Annotated in this window: 13 protein-coding genes; 5 read left to right on the top strand and 8 right to left on the bottom strand. The window is 71.6% G+C overall.

From position 1 onward, the window contains the following. Positions 1 to 61 precede the first annotated feature (61 nt). Both BDK92_RS34105 and BDK92_RS34100 read right to left on the bottom strand, forming a co-directional pair. Positions 62 to 991 carry a DMT family transporter gene (locus BDK92_RS34105; protein WP_121160439.1) on the bottom strand — a complete coding sequence of 310 codons (930 nt, stop codon included), beginning with the start codon at positions 989 to 991 and terminating at the stop codon, positions 62 to 64. Between the two features lie 318 nt (positions 992 to 1,309). Then, positions 1,310 to 1,600 carry a hypothetical protein gene (locus tag BDK92_RS34100; protein ID WP_121160438.1) on the bottom strand — a complete coding sequence of 97 codons (291 nt, stop codon included), beginning with the start codon at positions 1,598 to 1,600 and terminating at the stop codon, positions 1,310 to 1,312. Positions 1,601 to 1,920: 320 nt separating this feature from the next. Here BDK92_RS34100 and BDK92_RS34095 point away from each other — a divergent pair, with 320 nt between their 5' ends. The 3 genes from BDK92_RS34095 (at position 1,921) to BDK92_RS34085 (ending at position 4,572) form a co-directional block, all read left to right on the top strand. Beyond that, the gene (locus tag BDK92_RS34095) at positions 1,921 to 2,160 is read left to right on the top strand and encodes a DUF397 domain-containing protein (RefSeq protein ID WP_121160437.1); all 240 of its coding nucleotides are present in this window, start codon (positions 1,921 to 1,923) and stop codon (positions 2,158 to 2,160) included. A 210-nt stretch (positions 2,161 to 2,370) separates the two neighbouring features. Further along, entirely contained in the window at positions 2,371 to 3,201 is an 831-nt protein-coding gene (locus tag BDK92_RS34090; RefSeq protein ID WP_121160436.1) for a helix-turn-helix domain-containing protein, read from the top strand. Positions 3,202 to 3,306: 105 nt separating this feature from the next. Next, the gene (locus BDK92_RS34085) at positions 3,307 to 4,572 is read left to right on the top strand and encodes an alanine racemase (RefSeq protein WP_246017406.1); all 1,266 of its coding nucleotides are present in this window, start codon (positions 3,307 to 3,309) and stop codon (positions 4,570 to 4,572) included. A gap of 6 nt (positions 4,573 to 4,578) precedes the next feature. On the opposite strand, the gene BDK92_RS34080 is transcribed toward BDK92_RS34085, so the two are convergent. From BDK92_RS34080 to BDK92_RS34055, 6 genes are read right to left on the bottom strand one after another with little or no spacing between them, the layout of a single operon-like run. After that, positions 4,579 to 5,952 carry a glutamine synthetase family protein gene (locus BDK92_RS34080; RefSeq protein WP_121160435.1) on the bottom strand — a complete coding sequence of 458 codons (1,374 nt, stop codon included), beginning with the start codon at positions 5,950 to 5,952 and terminating at the stop codon, positions 4,579 to 4,581. Further along, on the bottom strand, positions 5,949 to 7,745 hold the full coding sequence (locus tag BDK92_RS34075; RefSeq protein ID WP_121160434.1) for an IucA/IucC family protein: 1,797 nt from the start codon (positions 7,743 to 7,745) through the stop codon (positions 5,949 to 5,951). The genes BDK92_RS34080 and BDK92_RS34075 overlap by 4 nt, the downstream gene beginning before the upstream one ends. 1 nt (position 7,746) lies before the next feature. Further along, complete coding sequence (locus tag BDK92_RS34070) at positions 7,747 to 9,570, bottom strand: IucA/IucC family protein (protein ID WP_211349474.1); 1,824 nt, start codon at positions 9,568 to 9,570, stop codon at positions 7,747 to 7,749. A gap of 34 nt (positions 9,571 to 9,604) precedes the next feature. After that, positions 9,605 to 10,975 (bottom strand): lysine N(6)-hydroxylase/L-ornithine N(5)-oxygenase family protein, encoded by a 1,371-nt coding sequence (locus BDK92_RS34065; RefSeq protein WP_121160433.1) that lies wholly within the window; start codon positions 10,973 to 10,975, stop codon positions 9,605 to 9,607. After that, positions 10,972 to 12,513 (bottom strand): pyridoxal phosphate-dependent decarboxylase family protein, encoded by a 1,542-nt coding sequence (locus BDK92_RS34060; RefSeq protein ID WP_121160432.1) that lies wholly within the window; start codon positions 12,511 to 12,513, stop codon positions 10,972 to 10,974. The genes BDK92_RS34065 and BDK92_RS34060 overlap by 4 nt, the downstream gene beginning before the upstream one ends. Next, positions 12,510 to 13,895, bottom strand: coding sequence for a diaminobutyrate--2-oxoglutarate transaminase family protein (locus tag BDK92_RS34055; RefSeq protein WP_121160431.1), 1,386 nt, complete (start codon positions 13,893 to 13,895; stop codon positions 12,510 to 12,512). The genes BDK92_RS34060 and BDK92_RS34055 overlap by 4 nt, the downstream gene beginning before the upstream one ends. A 416-nt stretch (positions 13,896 to 14,311) precedes the next feature. Between BDK92_RS34055 and BDK92_RS34050 the strand changes: the two genes are divergently transcribed. Beyond that, a complete protein-coding gene (locus BDK92_RS34050) occupies positions 14,312 to 14,659 on the top strand; it encodes a histone-like nucleoid-structuring protein Lsr2 (protein ID WP_121160430.1) in 348 nt (115 codons plus the stop codon). A gap of 700 nt (positions 14,660 to 15,359) precedes the next feature. Then, positions 15,360 to 16,040, top strand: a complete 681-nt coding sequence (locus BDK92_RS34045) for a hypothetical protein (protein WP_121160429.1) — start codon at positions 15,360 to 15,362, stop codon at positions 16,038 to 16,040. The last annotated feature ends 82 nt before the right edge of the window (positions 16,041 to 16,122 follow it).

The following is a 16,122-nucleotide window of genomic DNA, read 5'->3' as shown; positions in this document are numbered from 1 at the left end:
CCGGTGGGCCGCCGACTCACGTCGGCGGCCCACCGTCGCGTGTGGTGCGGGCAGCCCCGGATCAGACCGACGCGGACGGCCTCGACGCACCACCGGCCAGGACCACCGCCACCGCGAGCAGCACCGCACCGGCGACCCCTGCCACGCCGAGGCGGTCACCCAGGAGGACCGCCGCCAGTACGGCCCCGGTCAACGGCTCCAGCAGCGCCAGTACCACCGCCGTGCTGGCACCGATGGTGCGCAGCCCCCGGAAGTACAGGGTGTACGCCAGCGCCGTCGGCGCCGTCGCGAGCGCGACGAGCAGACCGACGGTGACCAGGTCCGGGTGGAATCCCAACCCGACCGTGGCCACCGCGAACGGCGCCAGGATGAGCCCGCCGACACCGAATCCGAGCCCGATGGCGGCCTGCGCCGCGAGGCCGGAGACCGGCTTCGCCCCGAGTCGGGTGACGGTGGCGAACCCGGCGGCGGAAACGAGCGCCAGGGCCGTGCTCGCCAGCACGGCGGTCGACGAATGCCCGCCGGCGGGGAGCCCCACCAGCAGCACCAGCCCGGTGACGGCGAGACCGACGGTGCCGACCGTCCGGGCGCCGGCCCGCTGTCGGCTGGTCGCCCAGTCGGCGCCGAGCACGAGCACCGGGGAGGTGCCGATGGTGATCAGTGTTGCCAGCGAGACCGAGGTCAGCGCCACCGCACCGAAGTAGCACGCCTGGTAGACGGCGAAGAGCAGACCCAGCAGCACGATCCGGGTCCAGGCCGTACGGCCCCGGGGCAGTCGGCGGCCGGAGAGCAGCAGGACGCCGACGAGTAACGCGCCGCCGATCAACAGGCGGTAGGTGGCCACCGCCACCGGTGACAGGCCGGCGTGGCGACCGAGCAGGCTGCCGAGCAGCCCACCGGTCCCCCAGAGCAGACCGGCCAGGACAAGACAGGAAAGGTCGACGCCGTTGCGGTGGCGGGCAGCCACCGCAGGCGTACGGGAGACAAGCATGGATCAGCGCTCCTGCGACAGAAGTGGGAAGGGTCGCGGAAGCGGGGCACACGGCACCGGCCCGGGTACGGGCGGCGTCAGCTCAACAGGCTCGACGCGGAGAGCGCACTGCCCCGCTCAGGAGCGCGGTGGCGGGGTGATCGGAAAACGTCGGTGCACGGGCGTCACTCTAATCGGCCGGGACCGCACCGATCCAGTCACTTCGGGACCGGCACCCGCCCGTACCCGTGGTGTCCGGGTAGGCGGCGAGCTTGTGCCGCTCGGGGTTCGTCCTGCGCGGACCGCACCGGGAGCGGGCTCTGCACCTGCCGGTACGGGTCAGCGCAGCCGGGCGACGTCGAGGCGGCGCTGCATGCCGCTGAACGCGTCGAGCGGGTCGAGGTCGGCCCGGGGCAGGACGTACCGGGCGGTCAGCGTGTCGACGCCGGTTCCCCGGGCGCCACTGGGCCGGTAGGTGACGGTCGCGGCGCCCGCCGAGGCGACCTCGACGACACCGGCGCGCCAGGTGCCCGACCGGAAGATCCACACTGGATCCGTCGGCCGATAACTGTCAGTAGGCACCACGTCGCGCGGATCGCGCTGATTCGGATCAATGGTCGGTGCGGGCATCCCTGCCTAGCCTCCTGTCTTCGCGCGGCTCACCGGGTCGATCAGCTCGGCTACCGGCCTAAATGCCGGTCACCCGGCACCTGATCCGGCACCGGCCGACCCGCCGTCCAATTACTAACCGTGAGTAACCGGGTACACCTACACAGGCGCTATCATGCTCGCTGTGCGATGCAGACGCAAGAGCAGATGCACGTGCAGATGACCATGCAATGCGGCCGGACGGGGACGCGGCACCCACACCGGCAACCCCCGCCCGGGGACCGGGTCCGGCGCCCGCCCGACCCGAACCCGGCCCGTCCCGGCCGTTGAGAGAGACACCGATGAATCAGCCATACAACGGCATCCCGACCACCGAGCTACCGCCCATCGCGTGGAAGAAGAGTCGCCGCAGCAACCCGAGTGGAAACTGCGTCGAACTCGCGGAGCTACCCGGCGGTGCGGGGATCGCGGTCCGCAACTCCAGGGACCCCGACGGCCCGGCGTTGATTTACACGGCCGCCGAAATCACCGCCTTCATACTCGGCGCGCGCGACGGCGACTTCGACCACCTGATCGTCTGAGCGGCCGCACGGGTTCGGTGGACCAGCGAGCGTCCGCCAGAGCACCGAGAAAATTCGAGACCTCCCGTTGATCCCGCACAGCACGCGGTCATGGCATGCTTACGCGGCAGCAAAGCCGGCCACCTCGGCCTGCTGGGAGCATCGGGAGGTCGGTGCGTGACGACTACTCGGCCCGACGGCGAAACCGCCACCGGTCCCACTGTGCTGCGCATGTTGCTCGGTGCCCAACTGCGCCGGCTACGCGAGGCGAACGGGGTCACCCGGGAAACCGCCGGCTGGGAGATTCGCGCCTCCGAATCGAAAATCAGCCGAATGGAACTGGGCCGGGTCGGCTTCAAGGAACGCGACGTCGCCGATCTGCTCACCCTCTACGGCGTACATGACGACGACGAACGCAAGGTGCTGCTCGGACTCGCCCGGGACGCCAACGAGCCCGGCTGGTGGCACCGCTACGGCGACGTGCTGCCGCAGTGGTTCCAGTCCTATCTCGGCCTGGAAGCCGCCGCAGCGCTGATCCGCACGTACGAGGTGCAGTTCGTCCCGGGCCTGTTGCAGAGCCGGGACTACGCCAGAGCGGTCGTCCTGCTGGGCCACCGGAGCGCCTCCCGCGAGGAGGTCGAACGCCGGGTCAACCTGCGGATGGCACGTCAGCAACTGCTCACCCGTCCCGACCCACCGCAGCTCTGGGCCGTGGTGGACGAAGCGGCACTGCGCCGGCCCATCGGCGGTCCCGAGGTGATGTACGACCAGATCACCTCCCTGATCGAGGCCACCAAGCTGCCGAACGTCCGCCTTCAGGTGATGCCGTTCGCCAGCGGCGGGCACGCGGCGGCCGGCGGCGCCTTCAGCATCCTGCGCTTCCCCGACCAGGACCTGCCCGACGTGGTCTACATCGAACAGCTCACCAGCGCGCTCTACCTGGACAAGCGGGACGACGTCGACCACTACGCGGCGGCGATGGAACGGGTCTGTGTGGAGGCCGAACCACCTGGCCGTACCCCGGACATCCTGGCCCGCATCCTCGCCGACCTGGGCGGTTGACACCTCCCCTCGCGGCCCGCTGACGGCGCCACTCGCCGCCGGGCCGGACGGATCAGCGCGGGGCGTCGACCCGGACGGGCTTACCCAAGCCAGGAGGGAGCCTTTGTGGACCTGCCCCCGTCCGCCGCCGGCCGACCAGCACTCGCCACCTCCGACCTGCCCGGGACCATTCGTGAGCACCTGCTGTCCCGAACGGACGGCGGGACGGAACCGGTGGCCGGATACCTGTACGACCCCACGGTTGCGATCGGGCGGGCCACCGAACTGCGTGCCGCGCTACCCGACTGGGCCCGGATCTGCTACGCCGTGAAGGCCAACTCCTTCCCACCCCTGGTACGGGCGCTCGCGCCGCACGTCGACGGCTTCGAGGTCGCCTCCGCCGCCGAGGCGACGCTCGCCCGCGCGGCCGGCGCACCCGCCGGCACCCGCCCGACCGGCCGCGCCGAAGCCGGATTGCTGGTCGCCGCCGGGCCGGCCAAGACCGAGCGCCTGCTGCGCCATCTCGTCGAACTCGACGTCACCCTGGTCAACGTGGAGAGCGTGCTGGAACTGCACCGCGTCCACGCGGTGGCCGACCGGCTCGGCCGGCGGGTGGACGTGGCCCTGCGGGTCAACCCCGCGACGGTCACCGTCAGCGGCGCCCTGACCATGGGCGGCGCGGCCACCCAGTTCGGCATTCCCGAGGCGGAGGTGCCGGACGCGCTCCGACTCGCCGCGACCCTGCCCCGACTGCGGGTGGTCGGCTTCCACGTACACGTGGTGGGGAACAACCTCGACGCCACCGCCCACGCCGCGTACGTCGCCTGGTGCCTGGAGTGGAGCCGGCGCACCGCCGCCGCGCACGGGCTCGACCTGCGCGTGGTCGACGTCGGCGGCGGGCTCGGGGTGCCGTTCGGCGGCGAGGAACCGTTCGACGTCAAGGAGTTCGGCGCCCGGCTCGCCCGACTCACCCCGCCACCGGGTTGCCAACTGCTCCTCGAACCGGGCCGCTACCTGGTCACCGACGCCGGCTGGTACGCCGCCGAGGTGGTCGACGTGAAGCGGGCGTACGGGACCTGGTTCGTGGTGCTGCGCGGCGGCATCAACCACTTCCAGTTGCCGACCTCGTGGCAGATCCCGCACCGGTTCGCCGTACTGCCGGTTCCCGACTGGCCGCACCCCTACCCCCGCCCCGGGGTACGCGACGAACCGGTCACCGTGGTCGGCGAACTCTGCACCACCGAGGACACCCTCGCCCGGGACGTGACCGTCAGCGCCGTACGCGTCGGTGACCTGGTCGTCTTCCCGATGGCCGGTTCGTACGGATGGGAGTTCGCCATGCCCGCGTTCCTCTCCCATCCGCCGGCCACCCGGACCCTCATCCGGCCCTGAGCCGCCTCAGAGGCGTTCGAAGCCGCGCCGCCGTTCCCAGTCGGTGACGGCGCGGTCGAACTCGGCCAACTCGGCGCGGGCCGCCGCGGCGTAGTGGGTCACCACCTCGGCGCCGAAGGCATCCCGGGCGATGGCGCTCCCCTCCCAGAGCTGGACCGCCTCGGCCAGCGACCCGGGCAGGCGGGGCAGGTCGGCACCGAAGGCGTTACCGACCTGGGCCGGCGGCAGCGGCAGCTTCCGCTCGATCCCGTACAGTCCGGCCGCCACGATCGCCGCGACGACCGTGTACGGGTTCGCGTCGCCGCCGGCCACCCGATGCTCGATCCGCAACGACTCGCCGTCGCCGACCACCCGGATCGGGCAGGTCCGGTTGTCCCGCCCCCAGGCCACCCCCGTCGGGGCGAACGCGCCGGGGGCGAGCCGCTTGTACGAGTTGACGTTCGGCGCCTGAAGCAGGGTCAGTTCCCGCAGGCCGGCGAGTTGCCCGGCGACGAAGTGTGCCATCAGCGGTGACATGCCGGCCCGGTCACCGGTGCCGTCACCGGCGAAGACCGGGGTGCCGTCCACGTGACGCAGGGACAGGTGCACATGGCACGAGTTCCCCTCGCCCTCGTCGTACTTGGCCATGAAGGTGACCGCCAACCCCTCCTGGGCGACGATCTGGCGTACTCCGGTCTTGTAGAGCGCGTGGTTGTCGCAGGTGGTGAGGGCGTCGGCGTACCGGAAGACGATCTCGTACTGTCCCGGGTGGACCTCGCCACGGGCGGACTCCGGCCTCAGCCCGGCCTGCCGCATCTCGCGTCGGATCCGCCGGACCAGTGGATCGATCTCGGTCACCCCGGCGATCGAGTAGTCCACGTTGTGCCGGGTCGCGGTCCGCAGGCCACGGAAGTCCCGGTCGTACGCCTCCTGGAAGCTCTCCCGGAACAGGATGAACTCCAACTCGGTGCCGGCGTACGCGACCAGGCCCCGCTCGGCCAACCGGTCGAGCTGGGTCCGCAGCACCTGCCGGGGCGCGAAGCCGACCGGCTGGCCGTCGGGCCACCGCGCGTCGGCGATGACCAGTGCCGTCCCCGGGTCCCAGGGCAGTTCGCGCAGCGTACGAAGGTCCGGGGTGAGGGTGAGGTCGCCGAAGCCGGCGGCCCACGGGTCGACGGCGTAGCCCGGCCCGGTGTTCATCTCCACGTCGGCGGCGAGCAGGTAGACGCAGGCGGCGAAGCCGTCGTCGAGCACCCGCTCGCAGAAGTGCTCACCGTCGAGCCGGCTGCCCTGCAACCGCCCCTGGAGGTCCGGTACGGCGACGATGACGTTGTCGATCCGCCCGGCGGCGACCTCGGCCCGCAGCCGCTCCACCGGCAGCGGGAAGGGAGCCCCGCTCATCGACCCACCCCACTCGACACCGGCTGGTGCAGCGGGTTCGCCACCGGCGGGGCGTCGATGTGGAAGGAGGCGTCGCGCTCGGCCCGGTCGTGGTAACCACCGGGCAGAAGCCGTTCCCGGTTGAGGCAGACCCGGGGGAAATCGGGCGCCAGCAGGTCGAACCGGGCGAACCGCTCCGCCAGCTCCGGGAACCGGGCCTGGTACGCCAACACCTCGGCCCGTGCCAGCCGCCAGAACTCCTCCTCCGGCACGGCGAGCTGCTCCTCGCAGAGTGGGCCGAGATAGCGGAAATGACACATCAGCAGCGACTTGAAGATCGAACCCGACAGCTCCTCGGCCCCGAACCGCATCAGTACGCCCAACGCCCGCGCCGGCAGGTCCGCGTACTCGGGCAGGTCCTCGTCGAGCAGCTTCAGGTCGTCGACGAAGTCCTTCACCGCCAACCGGACCGGCACGTCGGCCGCGTCGTAGATCACGATCGCGTTCTCGCCGTGCGGGTTGAACGCGACGCCGTACCGGTAGAGCAGGTGCAGCAGCGGCGGGAACACGGCCGCGAAGAGGGCGGCGAGCCACTCCCCGGGCGGTAGACCGGAACGCCGCACCAGCTCGGCCACGAACGCCCCGCCGGCCGGGTCGACGTGGAGCAGGGCGGCCAACGTACGGGCCCGCTCGTCGGGGTCGAGCCGCTCCGCGACCGGCTCCCGCCAGATCACCCCGAGCAGTTGCCGGTAGCGGTACGGCGCCTGCGGCAGGGCCTCGAACACCGGGTGCCGGACCGCCACCCCCGCCACCTCACCGGGAAGGACGACCCGGCACACGTCCCGCAGAAAGGGATCACGGTCCCGGATGCCGTGGACCCAGGCGGTGGTCTGTGGAGCGGCCTGGATCAGTTCGGTCGGGATGCCCCGGTAGACCATGGTGTTGAGGATGGACAGCGGCAGCTTCACGTCGAACCGGTCCGGTCGGGACACGTTGCTGAACGTACGGATCGACTGCTGCGCGCGGTACCGGTCCGGCGGCGGCACCAGTGGGAGAATCCGGTGCTGCGCCAGCTCGGCCGCGAAGAGCGGTACGACCACCTCGTCCCACTGCCACTCGTGGACCGGCAGCCAGACGTACTCGGCCGGGTCCGCCCCCTGGTCGGTGAGCAGATCGGTGAAACGCTGTCGGACCGGCTCGTCCAACTCCCGTTCACGCAGGTCGGTCTCGCCCAGGCCGTCGCCACCGTGGAAGCTGGCCAGGTCGCGGTGCACGGCCATCCACTGCATCCGCTGCGCCGCCCGCGACTCCGGCAGATAGGGGCAGTCGGAGGCGGCGAAACCGACCCGGCCCTTGTTCGCGAAAATCCACGGATGCCCGGTCTGGTACCCCTCCAGCTCGACGTGGGACAGGTTGGCCAGTTCCGCGACCGGTGGCCCCGTGGCGAGCAGCCACGCGTCGGCGGCGAGGGTCGCGCCGAGCTCGGTGACGGTCAACGCGGTGACCGCGGGGTCCAGCCCCCACGCCTGGTGCAGGTCGAGCAGGAGCCGGTACGGATCGGCCGGCTCGGGCGTACCGTCCGTGTGCCGGGTGACAGAGCCGGGCTGGATCCGCCACGATTCCATCGCCACCGGCCGGCCCCGGAACTCGTACCCGATCGCCGGTGTGACCGCCACCCGGTAGCGGTCGGCGCCGAGTGAAGTGGGAGTCAGCGCCCGCTCGAAGGCGAGTTCGGCGACCATCTTCGCGGCCAGGGCCGCCCGAACCCGACCCCAGATCTCGGGGCGCAGCCCCGGCGGCGTGGACAGCGACATCTCAGTCTCCATCGGTCCGGGCGGCGTGCAGGGGGTTGAGCACGGTGCCGTACATGACGTCGAACTCGGCGTCGCGTTCGGCCCGGTCGTGGAAACCACCGCCGAGCAGCTGCTCACGGTTGAGCGCCACCCGCCCGAACTCCGGCCCGAGCAGATCGAACCAGGTGAACCGGTCGGACAGTTCCGGAAACCGTCGGTGGTACGCCTCGATCGGCTCCCGGACCAGGGACCAGAACTCCCGCTCCGGCACGCCGAGGTGCCGCTGGGCGATGTCGGTGAGGAAACGGAAGTGACCGGCGCAGATCGCGGAGAGGATCGAGTGCGCGAGGTCCCGCGCCGGCCAGCGGTGCAGCTGGTCGCGGGCCTCGGACGGGATGCGGGCGTACTCGGGCAGGTCGAACGGGAGCAGCTCGACGTCGGCGCCGAAGTCCTTCAGCGCGATCCGGGTCGGCCGCTCGGCCGCGTCGCTGATCAGCACCACGTTCTCCCCGTGCGGGGTGAACGAGGCACCGTAGCGGTAGAGGTAGTGCAGCAGCGGCGGCAGCAGCGCGCCGACGTACGCCCGCAGCCACTCCCGGGCCCCGAGGCCGGACCGTGCCACCAGTTCGGCCACGACCGCCCGCCCGTCGCTCCCCTCCAGCAGCAGGGCGGCCATGGTCCGGGCCCGCTCCCCCGGCTCCAGGTGGCCGTGCACCGGTTCGCGCCAGATCGCGCCCAGCAGCTCCTGATACCGGTAGGGCGCGTCGGGCAGGGCCTCGAAGGTCGGGTGCGGCACGGTCACCGAGGCGACCTCGCCGAGCATGACGACGCGGCACTCGTCGCGCAGGAAGCCGTCGCCGTCGCGCAGATCCCGCAGCCAGGTGGTGAGCCGGGGCGCGCAGGTGGTCTGCGCCTGCGACAGGCCCCGCCAGACCAGGGTGTTGCGGATCATCAGCGGCACCTTGACGTTGCGCCGCCGCGGCCGGTCCAGATTGGTCAGGGTGCGGATCGACTGCAACGGGCGGTAGCGGTCGACACTCTCCCCCAGGTAGACCAGGCTCCCCTGGGCGATCTGCGCGGCGAAGAGCGGCAGCACCACCTCGTCCCACTGGAACGGGTGCACCGGCAGCCAGACGTACGCCTCCGGGTCACCGCCCCGGTCACGGATCCGCTCGGCGAACGCGGCCCGGGTGACCGGGTCGAGTTCGTCAGCGAGCAGCGCCGACCGGTCCAGGCCGGGTACGGCGGTGAACCGGCCCAACTCCGGCGTGACCGCGATCCAGACCAGCCGGAAGTCGCCCGCCGCCTCGGGTGTGTAGCGGGCGGTGTCGGCCGAGGAGAAGCCGAGCCGGCCCTTGTTGACGAACATGCAGGGGTGGCCGGTCTGGTGCGCCTCCAGGTCCTCATGGGACAGGTCGGCGAGCGCCCCGGCCGGAATCGCGCGGGCGTGCAGCCGGGCGTCGGCGGCGTGCGTCGCGGTGAGGTCGCGAACCAGGTCTGCGACGACCGACCGGGACAGACCGAGCACGTCGGCGGCGTCGACCACGAACCGGGTCGGGTCGGTGGCGGGTTGGTCCCGGTCGCCGGCCCGACGCAGCAGGGTCTCCGGCCGGACCCGCCAGGCACCGAACGTGCCCCGGTGGGCCTCGAAGGAGTAACTCACCCCCTGCGGCAGTGCGATCCGCCAACGCCCCGGTGGACCGTCGGGCACGGGAATGACCATCTCCTCGTACGCCATCTCGGCGACGGTGCGCGCCAGCAGCGTACGACCGGCCGCGGTCCAGTGCGCCGGGGCGAGGTGGGGAGGCGGCGCGGTGGCCGGATCGGCCGAAGGGTGGGACGGCACGGCGCTCCTTCGTGGGGGGGCGGGTCGTAGCTGCTCAGAACGGGGTGTCGGGGGTGAGCGCGTCGTCGGGTACGCCGAAGCCGGTGTACGCGGTGCGCTTCGGCAACCGGTACGCGGTGCCACCGGTGACCGCGTTCAGGATGGTGGCGCCGCGCCAGGCACCGAGTCCCAGGTCGGGCGTACCGACACCGTGGGTGTGCAGCTCGGCGTTCTGCACGAAGAGGGAACCGGTGACCTCCGGGGCGAGTTCGACACGGTGGTCGGCGTCCACCCGGTAGCGCCCCCGCTCGTCCCAGTGCACCAGTTCGGCCAGCGGGTCGAGCAGCGCCGGCCGGCGGGCCGCGTAACCGGTGGCGAGCACCACCCGGTCGGTGCGCAGGTCGAACTCCCTGCCCTGGTGGGTCTCCCGGCAGGAGAGGAGGTAGCCGTCGCCGGTGGCGCGGGCCGCCAGCACCGCCACGTTCGCGGTCAGGCTCGCCTCGGGCCGGCGACCGCCGACCGAACGCTCGTACAGCAGGGTCTGGATCTCGTCGATGGTCTCGGCGCTGATCGCCTTGTAAAGCTGCCACTGCCCCGGCAGCAGGGCGTCGCGGGTGGACTCGGCCAGGCCCCGGAAGTACGCGGTGTAGTCCGGGGTGAAGTGTTCGAGCCCGAGCTTCGAATACTCCATCGGGGCGAACGCCGGGCTCCGGGTGAGCCAACGCACCCGCCAGCCCTGCTCGGGTGCGCGGCGCAGCAGGTCGAGGAAGACCTCGGCACCGGACTGCCCGGAACCGACCACGGTCACGTCCCGTGCCCCGGCGAGGGTCGGCAGTCGGTCGAGGTAGTCGCCAGCGTGGAAGACGTGCTCGCCGACGAGGTGGGCCAGTGGTCCGGGTACGACCGGCTCGGTGCCCACCCCTAGCACCACGTGTCGGGCCCGTATCCGGTTGGTGGCACCGGTTGCCGGCTCGGTCACCTCGACCACGAACCGGGCGGCCCCGGCGGACCAGCGCAGCCCGTCGACCCGGGCGCCGAAGCGACAGGAGGGGAGCGAGTCGGCGACCCACCGGCAGTAGTGGTCGTATTCGCGGCGCGGCACGTGGAACCGCTCGGCGAAGTAGAACGGGAAGAGCCGGTCCTGTTCTCGGAGGTAGGACAGGAAGGACCAGCGGCTGGTCGGGTCGACCAGGGTGACCAGGTCGGCGAGGAACGGGACCTGCAACCTGGCCCCCTCCAGCAGCAGGCCGGGGTGCCAGGCGAAACCGGTGCGGGCGTCGAGGAAGAGCGTCCGGAGACCGGCGAGGGGCTCGGCCAGGGCGGCGAGTCCGAGGTTGAACGGGCCCAGACCGATGCCGACCAGGTCGTAGTCGGTTTCGTCCGACCGGGCGTCGGCAGGGGTTGACGGTGCGGCGGTGCTGGTCATCGGGGGGCTTCCTCCGGTATGTCGCCGCTCCTCGGCCCGGGGACGGCGGTCGACACCGCCGCCTGCTGGGCGGCGCCGGCCCGGACCACCAGGTCCAGCAGCGCGTCCACGTCGGCCGGGGCGGCATGCGGGTTGAGCAGGGTGAGTTTGAGCCAGACCGCGTCGCCGACCTCGGTCCGACCGACCACCGCCGTGCCCTCGGTGAGCAGGCGCCGACGCAGCCCGGCGTTGACCCGGCTGCTGGTGGGTCCGGCACGGTAGCGGAACACCACGGTGCTGAGCACCGGCTCGGCGGCGAGTTCGAGGTGGGGGTCGGCCCGGATCCGGGCGGCGGCGTGCCGGGCCAACTCGTGGACGCGGTCGACCAGCGCGCCCAGCCCGACCCGGCCGAGCGCCTGGAAGGTGACCGCCAGTTTGAAGGCGTCCACCCGGCGGGTGGTGCGCAGCGAGTGGCCGAGCAGGCTCGGGTAACCGGCCGCCTCGTCGTCGACCGGGTTGAGGTAGGCGACCCGCTGGGACAGCGGTGCCAGCGTGGCCGCGTCGGCGGTCAGGAAGACTCCGGCCGCGATCGGTTGCCAGCCGAGCTTGTGCAGGTCGAGGGCGACCGAGTCGGCCCGGTGCAGGCCGTCGAGGAGGCCTGCGAGCCGGTCGGAGAAGAGTGCCCCACCGCCGTACGCGGCATCGACGTGCAGCCAGCACCGGTGCCGGGCGGCAGCATCCGCGATCGGGTGCAGCGGGTCGATGCTGCCGAAGTCGGTGGTGCCCGCGGTCGCCACCACTGCCGCCGGTACGCCACCGGCGCGTACGGTGGCGGCCATCCGCTCGGCCAGCGCGACCGGGTCCATGGTGTACGCGTGGTCGACCGGCACCGGTACCACCGCCTCCTCGCCGAGTCCGAGCAGCGCGGCGTTACGCCGGACCGAGAAGTGCGCGACCTCGCTGCAGAAGTAGCGCAACCGCGAACCGACCGATCCGAGCCCGACGGTGGCCGCCGGTGCTCCGGCCGTGGCCAGTACGGCGGCGTCGCGGGCGAGCAGGAGGCCCATCAGGTTCGACTCCGTCCCGCCGGAGGTGAGTACGCCGGCCGAGGCGCCGGGTCGGTAGCCGACCAGGCCGGCCAGGGCCTCGATCACCTGCGGCTCGAGGGCGGTCGCCGAGGGCCCCTGGTCCCACGAGTCGAGCGACGGGTTCAGTGCGGCGGCGACCACCTCGGCGGCGACCGCCACGGCCAGCGGTGGACAGTGCAGGTGCCCGGCGCAGTGCGGATCGGCCGGGTCGGCGGTGCCGGCGGTGAGTCCGGTGGCGAGCGTGGCGAGGGCCGTGCGCGCCCCGGTGCCGCGTTCGGGCAGGAGGTCCGGCCCGAACGTGGCGGCGACGGCGGAGGCCAGCTCGGTCGGCGTACCGGCGGGGAGCGGACCGCCGCGCCGGTAGGCACCCAGACGCAGCGCTTCCAACGCCACGTCGAGCAGGGGACGCAACGCCGCCGGGCCGGCGACCCCACCGGCGAGCGCGGTGTCGAGCGGATCGGTGACGGTCACGCGCGCGTTCCCGGGTAGGCCCGCCGGGCGGCCTGGATCGCGTCGGCGAGCCGGGCCAGCACCGTGTCGACCTGCGCGTCGGTGATGATCAGCGGCGGAAGTAGCCGTACCACCGCGTCGCGTCGTCCACCGAGCTCGACGATCAGCCCACGGGCCAGGCATTCGCCGCGGATCTGCCGGGCGAGTTCGGGGGCGGCGGGACGGGCGCCGATCGGGTTCGCCGGCCCGTCCGGCTCGACGATCTCCAGCCCGATCATCAGGCCCCGGCCGCGTACGTCACCGATGGCGGTCTGTTGCCCCTGGAGCAGTCGCAGCTCGCGCAGCATCCGGTCACCGACCAGGGCGGCGCGCTCGACCAGACCGTTCTCGCGGACGTGCCGCATGGTCGCGGTACCGGCCACCATGGCGAGCTGGTTGCCACGGAAGGTGCCGGTGTGCGCCCCGGGCCGCCAGGTGTCCAGCTCCTGCCGGTAGGCGATCACGGCCAAGGGCAGGCTGCCCCCGATCGCCTTGGACATCACCAGGACGTCCGGCACCACGCCGGAGTGTTCGACCGCCCAGAACGCCCCGGTCCGGCCGACCCCGGTCTGCACCTCGTCGACGATGAGCGGGATGCCGTGCACGGCGGTGAGCCGGCGCATCTCGCGCAGCCAACCGTCGGGTGCGGGTACGGTGCCCCCTTCACCCTGTACCGCCTCCAGGATCATCGCGGCCGGTGGTACGACTCCCGAGTGCGAGTCGGTGAGCATCGTCTCGGCGTACCGGGCGGCGATCTCGGCTGCCATGCCGCCGCCGACGCCGAACGGGCACCGGTAGTCGTACGGGAAGGGCAGCCGGGTGACCTCGAACGCGGCCGGCGGCAGTGGCGTCTTGAGCGCGACGTTGGCGCTGACCGCGAGGGCTCCGGCGGTCATTCCGTGGTAGCCGCCGGTGAAGGCGAGTACCCCGGAGCGCCCGGTCGCGGTCTGGGTGAGTTTGAGCGCGGCCTCGACCGCGTCGGTGCCGGCCGGTCCGCAGAAGTGCAGCCGCCAGCCGTCCGGTCCGCCCGGCAGCGTGGCGAGCAGTGTGGTGGTGAACTCGTCCTTTTCGAAGGTGCCCAGGTCCAGCACGTGTAGCGGCGCACCGGAGTCGAGCACCCGGCGGATCTGGTCGATCACGACCGGGTGGTTGTGGCCCAACGCGAGCGTGCCGGCACCGGAGAGGCAGTCGAGGTAACGCCGGCCGTCCGCTCCCTCGACGACCATCCCGTGTGCGCGTACGGGCAGGATCGGCAGCGAACGGGCGTAGGTACGCGCGCCCGACTCCCGCTCCTCCTGGCGTTCGAGCAGGTCGGCGATGGCTTGATCGACGGGCGCGGATGACGGGAGTTGCGAGACGACCACAGAACCTCCAAAGGTTAGCCTCACCTAACTACCACAGATCGGTAGGTGCAAGCACCCCGGACGGGAGATTTTCGATTTATGCCCGCAAGGCTGGTGAACCGTCCACATCGTTCACCCACTCACCGCAGACCCGGAAGGTCCCCACGGCAGCGCCAGCACCCCCGGCGGTGAGCGCCCGCCGCACGGCACCCGGTGTCGCTCCGTCGACCGACCGCCCGTGCGTCACCCGATGATCCTGGCACGCCGCACGGCACGATTCCAGCCGGATCCCGCCCCTCTCCGGCAACCCAGTTCGACACTCGAAACTGTACCGACGCTCCGCCAAATAGCGAATACGTTGCGGAATCGCCGACGATAGGACAAACTCGGTGGGACACAATGCACTCACCAAATCAATTGGCATTGGGGGCACCACGATGGTCAAACAAGTGATCACCCTACTCACCGACGACCTGGACGGCGGCAAGGCCGACCGCACTGTCGAGTTCGGTATCGACGGGGTCAACTACACCATCGACCTGTCCGAGAAGAACGCGGGCAAGCTGCGCAAGGCATTGGATGGTTACATCACCGCCGGAAACCGGATCGGCCGTACCACACCCGAGGCGCGTGGCGCTACCGGGCGGGGTGCGCCGCGAGGCGCGAGCCGCACCGACCGGGACCAGAACCGCGCCATCCGGGAATGGGCCACGAAGAACGGCTACGACATTTCCGAGCGGGGTCGGATACCGGCCTCGGTGGTGCGGGCGTACCGGGGCGAATGAGTCGGGACGGGATGGCCCCCAGCCGTTCCGACCTCGGGTGGCACCGTGGCGGCGACAGCCAACCCGTCACCGCCACGGATCGAACCACGTCAGACCGGCATCGCACGGTCAGACATCGGGTGCCGATCGACGCAACAGGACGGTCGACACCCGCGGAGAAGCCGCTCACCGAACCCGGCCCATCCGCCGCGCGTTAGCGGTCTCGCCGGACGAGCCGAATCCGCCCTTCGGAGGTCGATTCAGCACGGAGGCAAGGTCCCCTCCCGCTTCACCGTCGTCAGGGTGGCGCGACGGGGTGTCGTCGGTCGTCATCCCCGAACCTTTCGCACCTCTTTCAGACGGCGATCACGGCGACTGCCACGTGCCTGGCCGAGCGGTCCCGTGCGGATCGCCGACGTCCACCCCAATGGCACTGCCAGCGGCCCTGCCAATGGCGCGTCGATGCCTTCCGGCGGCGAAATGTACGAGCGGAGGCTCCGGTCCGGAGACCCGAACGACGCAAGGTTGGCGGGCATCCGGAAACACCCTGATTCATGAGCCTTCATGCCTGTCCGCGATGGGTGCTACCCACCGCGACGCCCCGGCACGGGGCACGTCGGGACGCGCAAGATTCGCTCAAGACTATGCCCCGGGGCTTCCAGCGACGCCTTGGCCGATCCACTCTGATGAAAATCGTGCCAAATCAGCCGGGAGCAGATCGATGGCGGAGATTGCGCAGCTCACGACCGCGAGTTCGACCGAAAACCTCAGACTGCCATGGCTGGACTGGCCCGTCCTGGCCGAGACACTGGAGATCGCCGCACTGGTGCGCTGCACCCCGGTCGCCGCGGCACCGACAGACCACCGCAGCGACACACACGGCGTACACGGCGTGCTGGTGGCGGAGTTCAACCAGCAGACAGCCGCGGACCGACTGGCCTACCTGCTCGGACGGCTCAAGCTGACGGTGGTCCGGGAGACGACCGTCGCCGGACTGCGCCGGCGCTATCAACTGCACCGGCTCTATGTTCCGGTGTACCAACGGGCCGCGTACGGGGCGTTGATGACGGCGGCCTGGAACCAGGGACGTACCGCGCTCCTGGACCCGGCGGCAACCGGCGGCTCGAGTGCCCGGCAACTGTGGCGGCCCCGGCTGGCCGAGGCGCTCTGGCGCTCCGTCCTCACCGCCGCCGGGCGGCACCTGCACAAGAACATCCTCGGCGTACGGGTGGCCGATCCCGATCTCGCGGCCATGCTCATCCGCAGTGCCCAGCTGCTCGGCGCCCGAGCCGCCCTGCTGCGCCGCTCCGGTTGCTTCCTGGTGAGCGTGCCGACCGGACCGGACGCCCAGCGGTTGCTCGCCGCGGTCCGGTCGGCGGACCAGTTCGACGTCGCGGTGTAGGGCGGGGCCGGGCCGGGCAGGCTCTGCCGGGGGGTGGCCGTTCGGTCGGTATGCACGACCGAACCAGGTGGGCCAGACTTGC

It is taken from the genome of Micromonospora pisi, assembly GCF_003633685.1.
In the GTDB taxonomy this organism is placed as follows: domain Bacteria; phylum Actinomycetota; class Actinomycetes; order Mycobacteriales; family Micromonosporaceae; genus Micromonospora_G; species Micromonospora_G pisi.
Note: the sequence above shows the minus strand (reverse complement) of the source record. Positions and strands in the feature narration are given on the sequence as shown.

Bases quoted from the DNA above. Each gene is read 5' to 3' on its own strand.
- BDK92_RS34095 (WP_121160437.1), top strand. From the start codon at position 1,921: ATGAATCAGCCATACAACGGCATCCCGACCACCGAGCTACCGCCCATC.
- BDK92_RS34080 (WP_121160435.1), bottom strand. From the start codon at position 5,952: ATGAGCGGGGCTCCCTTCCCGCTGCCGGTGGAGCGGCTGCGGGCCGAG.
- BDK92_RS34090 (WP_121160436.1), top strand. From the start codon at position 2,371: ATGTTGCTCGGTGCCCAACTGCGCCGGCTACGCGAGGCGAACGGGGTC.
- BDK92_RS34050 (WP_121160430.1), top strand. From the start codon at position 14,312: ATGGTCAAACAAGTGATCACCCTACTCACCGACGACCTGGACGGCGGC.
- BDK92_RS34100 (WP_121160438.1), bottom strand. From the start codon at position 1,600: ATGCCCGCACCGACCATTGATCCGAATCAGCGCGATCCGCGCGACGTG.
- BDK92_RS34075 (WP_121160434.1), bottom strand. From the start codon at position 7,745: ATGTCGCTGTCCACGCCGCCGGGGCTGCGCCCCGAGATCTGGGGTCGG.
- BDK92_RS34065 (WP_121160433.1), bottom strand. From the start codon at position 10,975: ATGACCAGCACCGCCGCACCGTCAACCCCTGCCGACGCCCGGTCGGAC.
- BDK92_RS34105 (WP_121160439.1), bottom strand. From the start codon at position 991: ATGCTTGTCTCCCGTACGCCTGCGGTGGCTGCCCGCCACCGCAACGGC.
- BDK92_RS34045 (WP_121160429.1), top strand. From the start codon at position 15,360: ATGGCGGAGATTGCGCAGCTCACGACCGCGAGTTCGACCGAAAACCTC.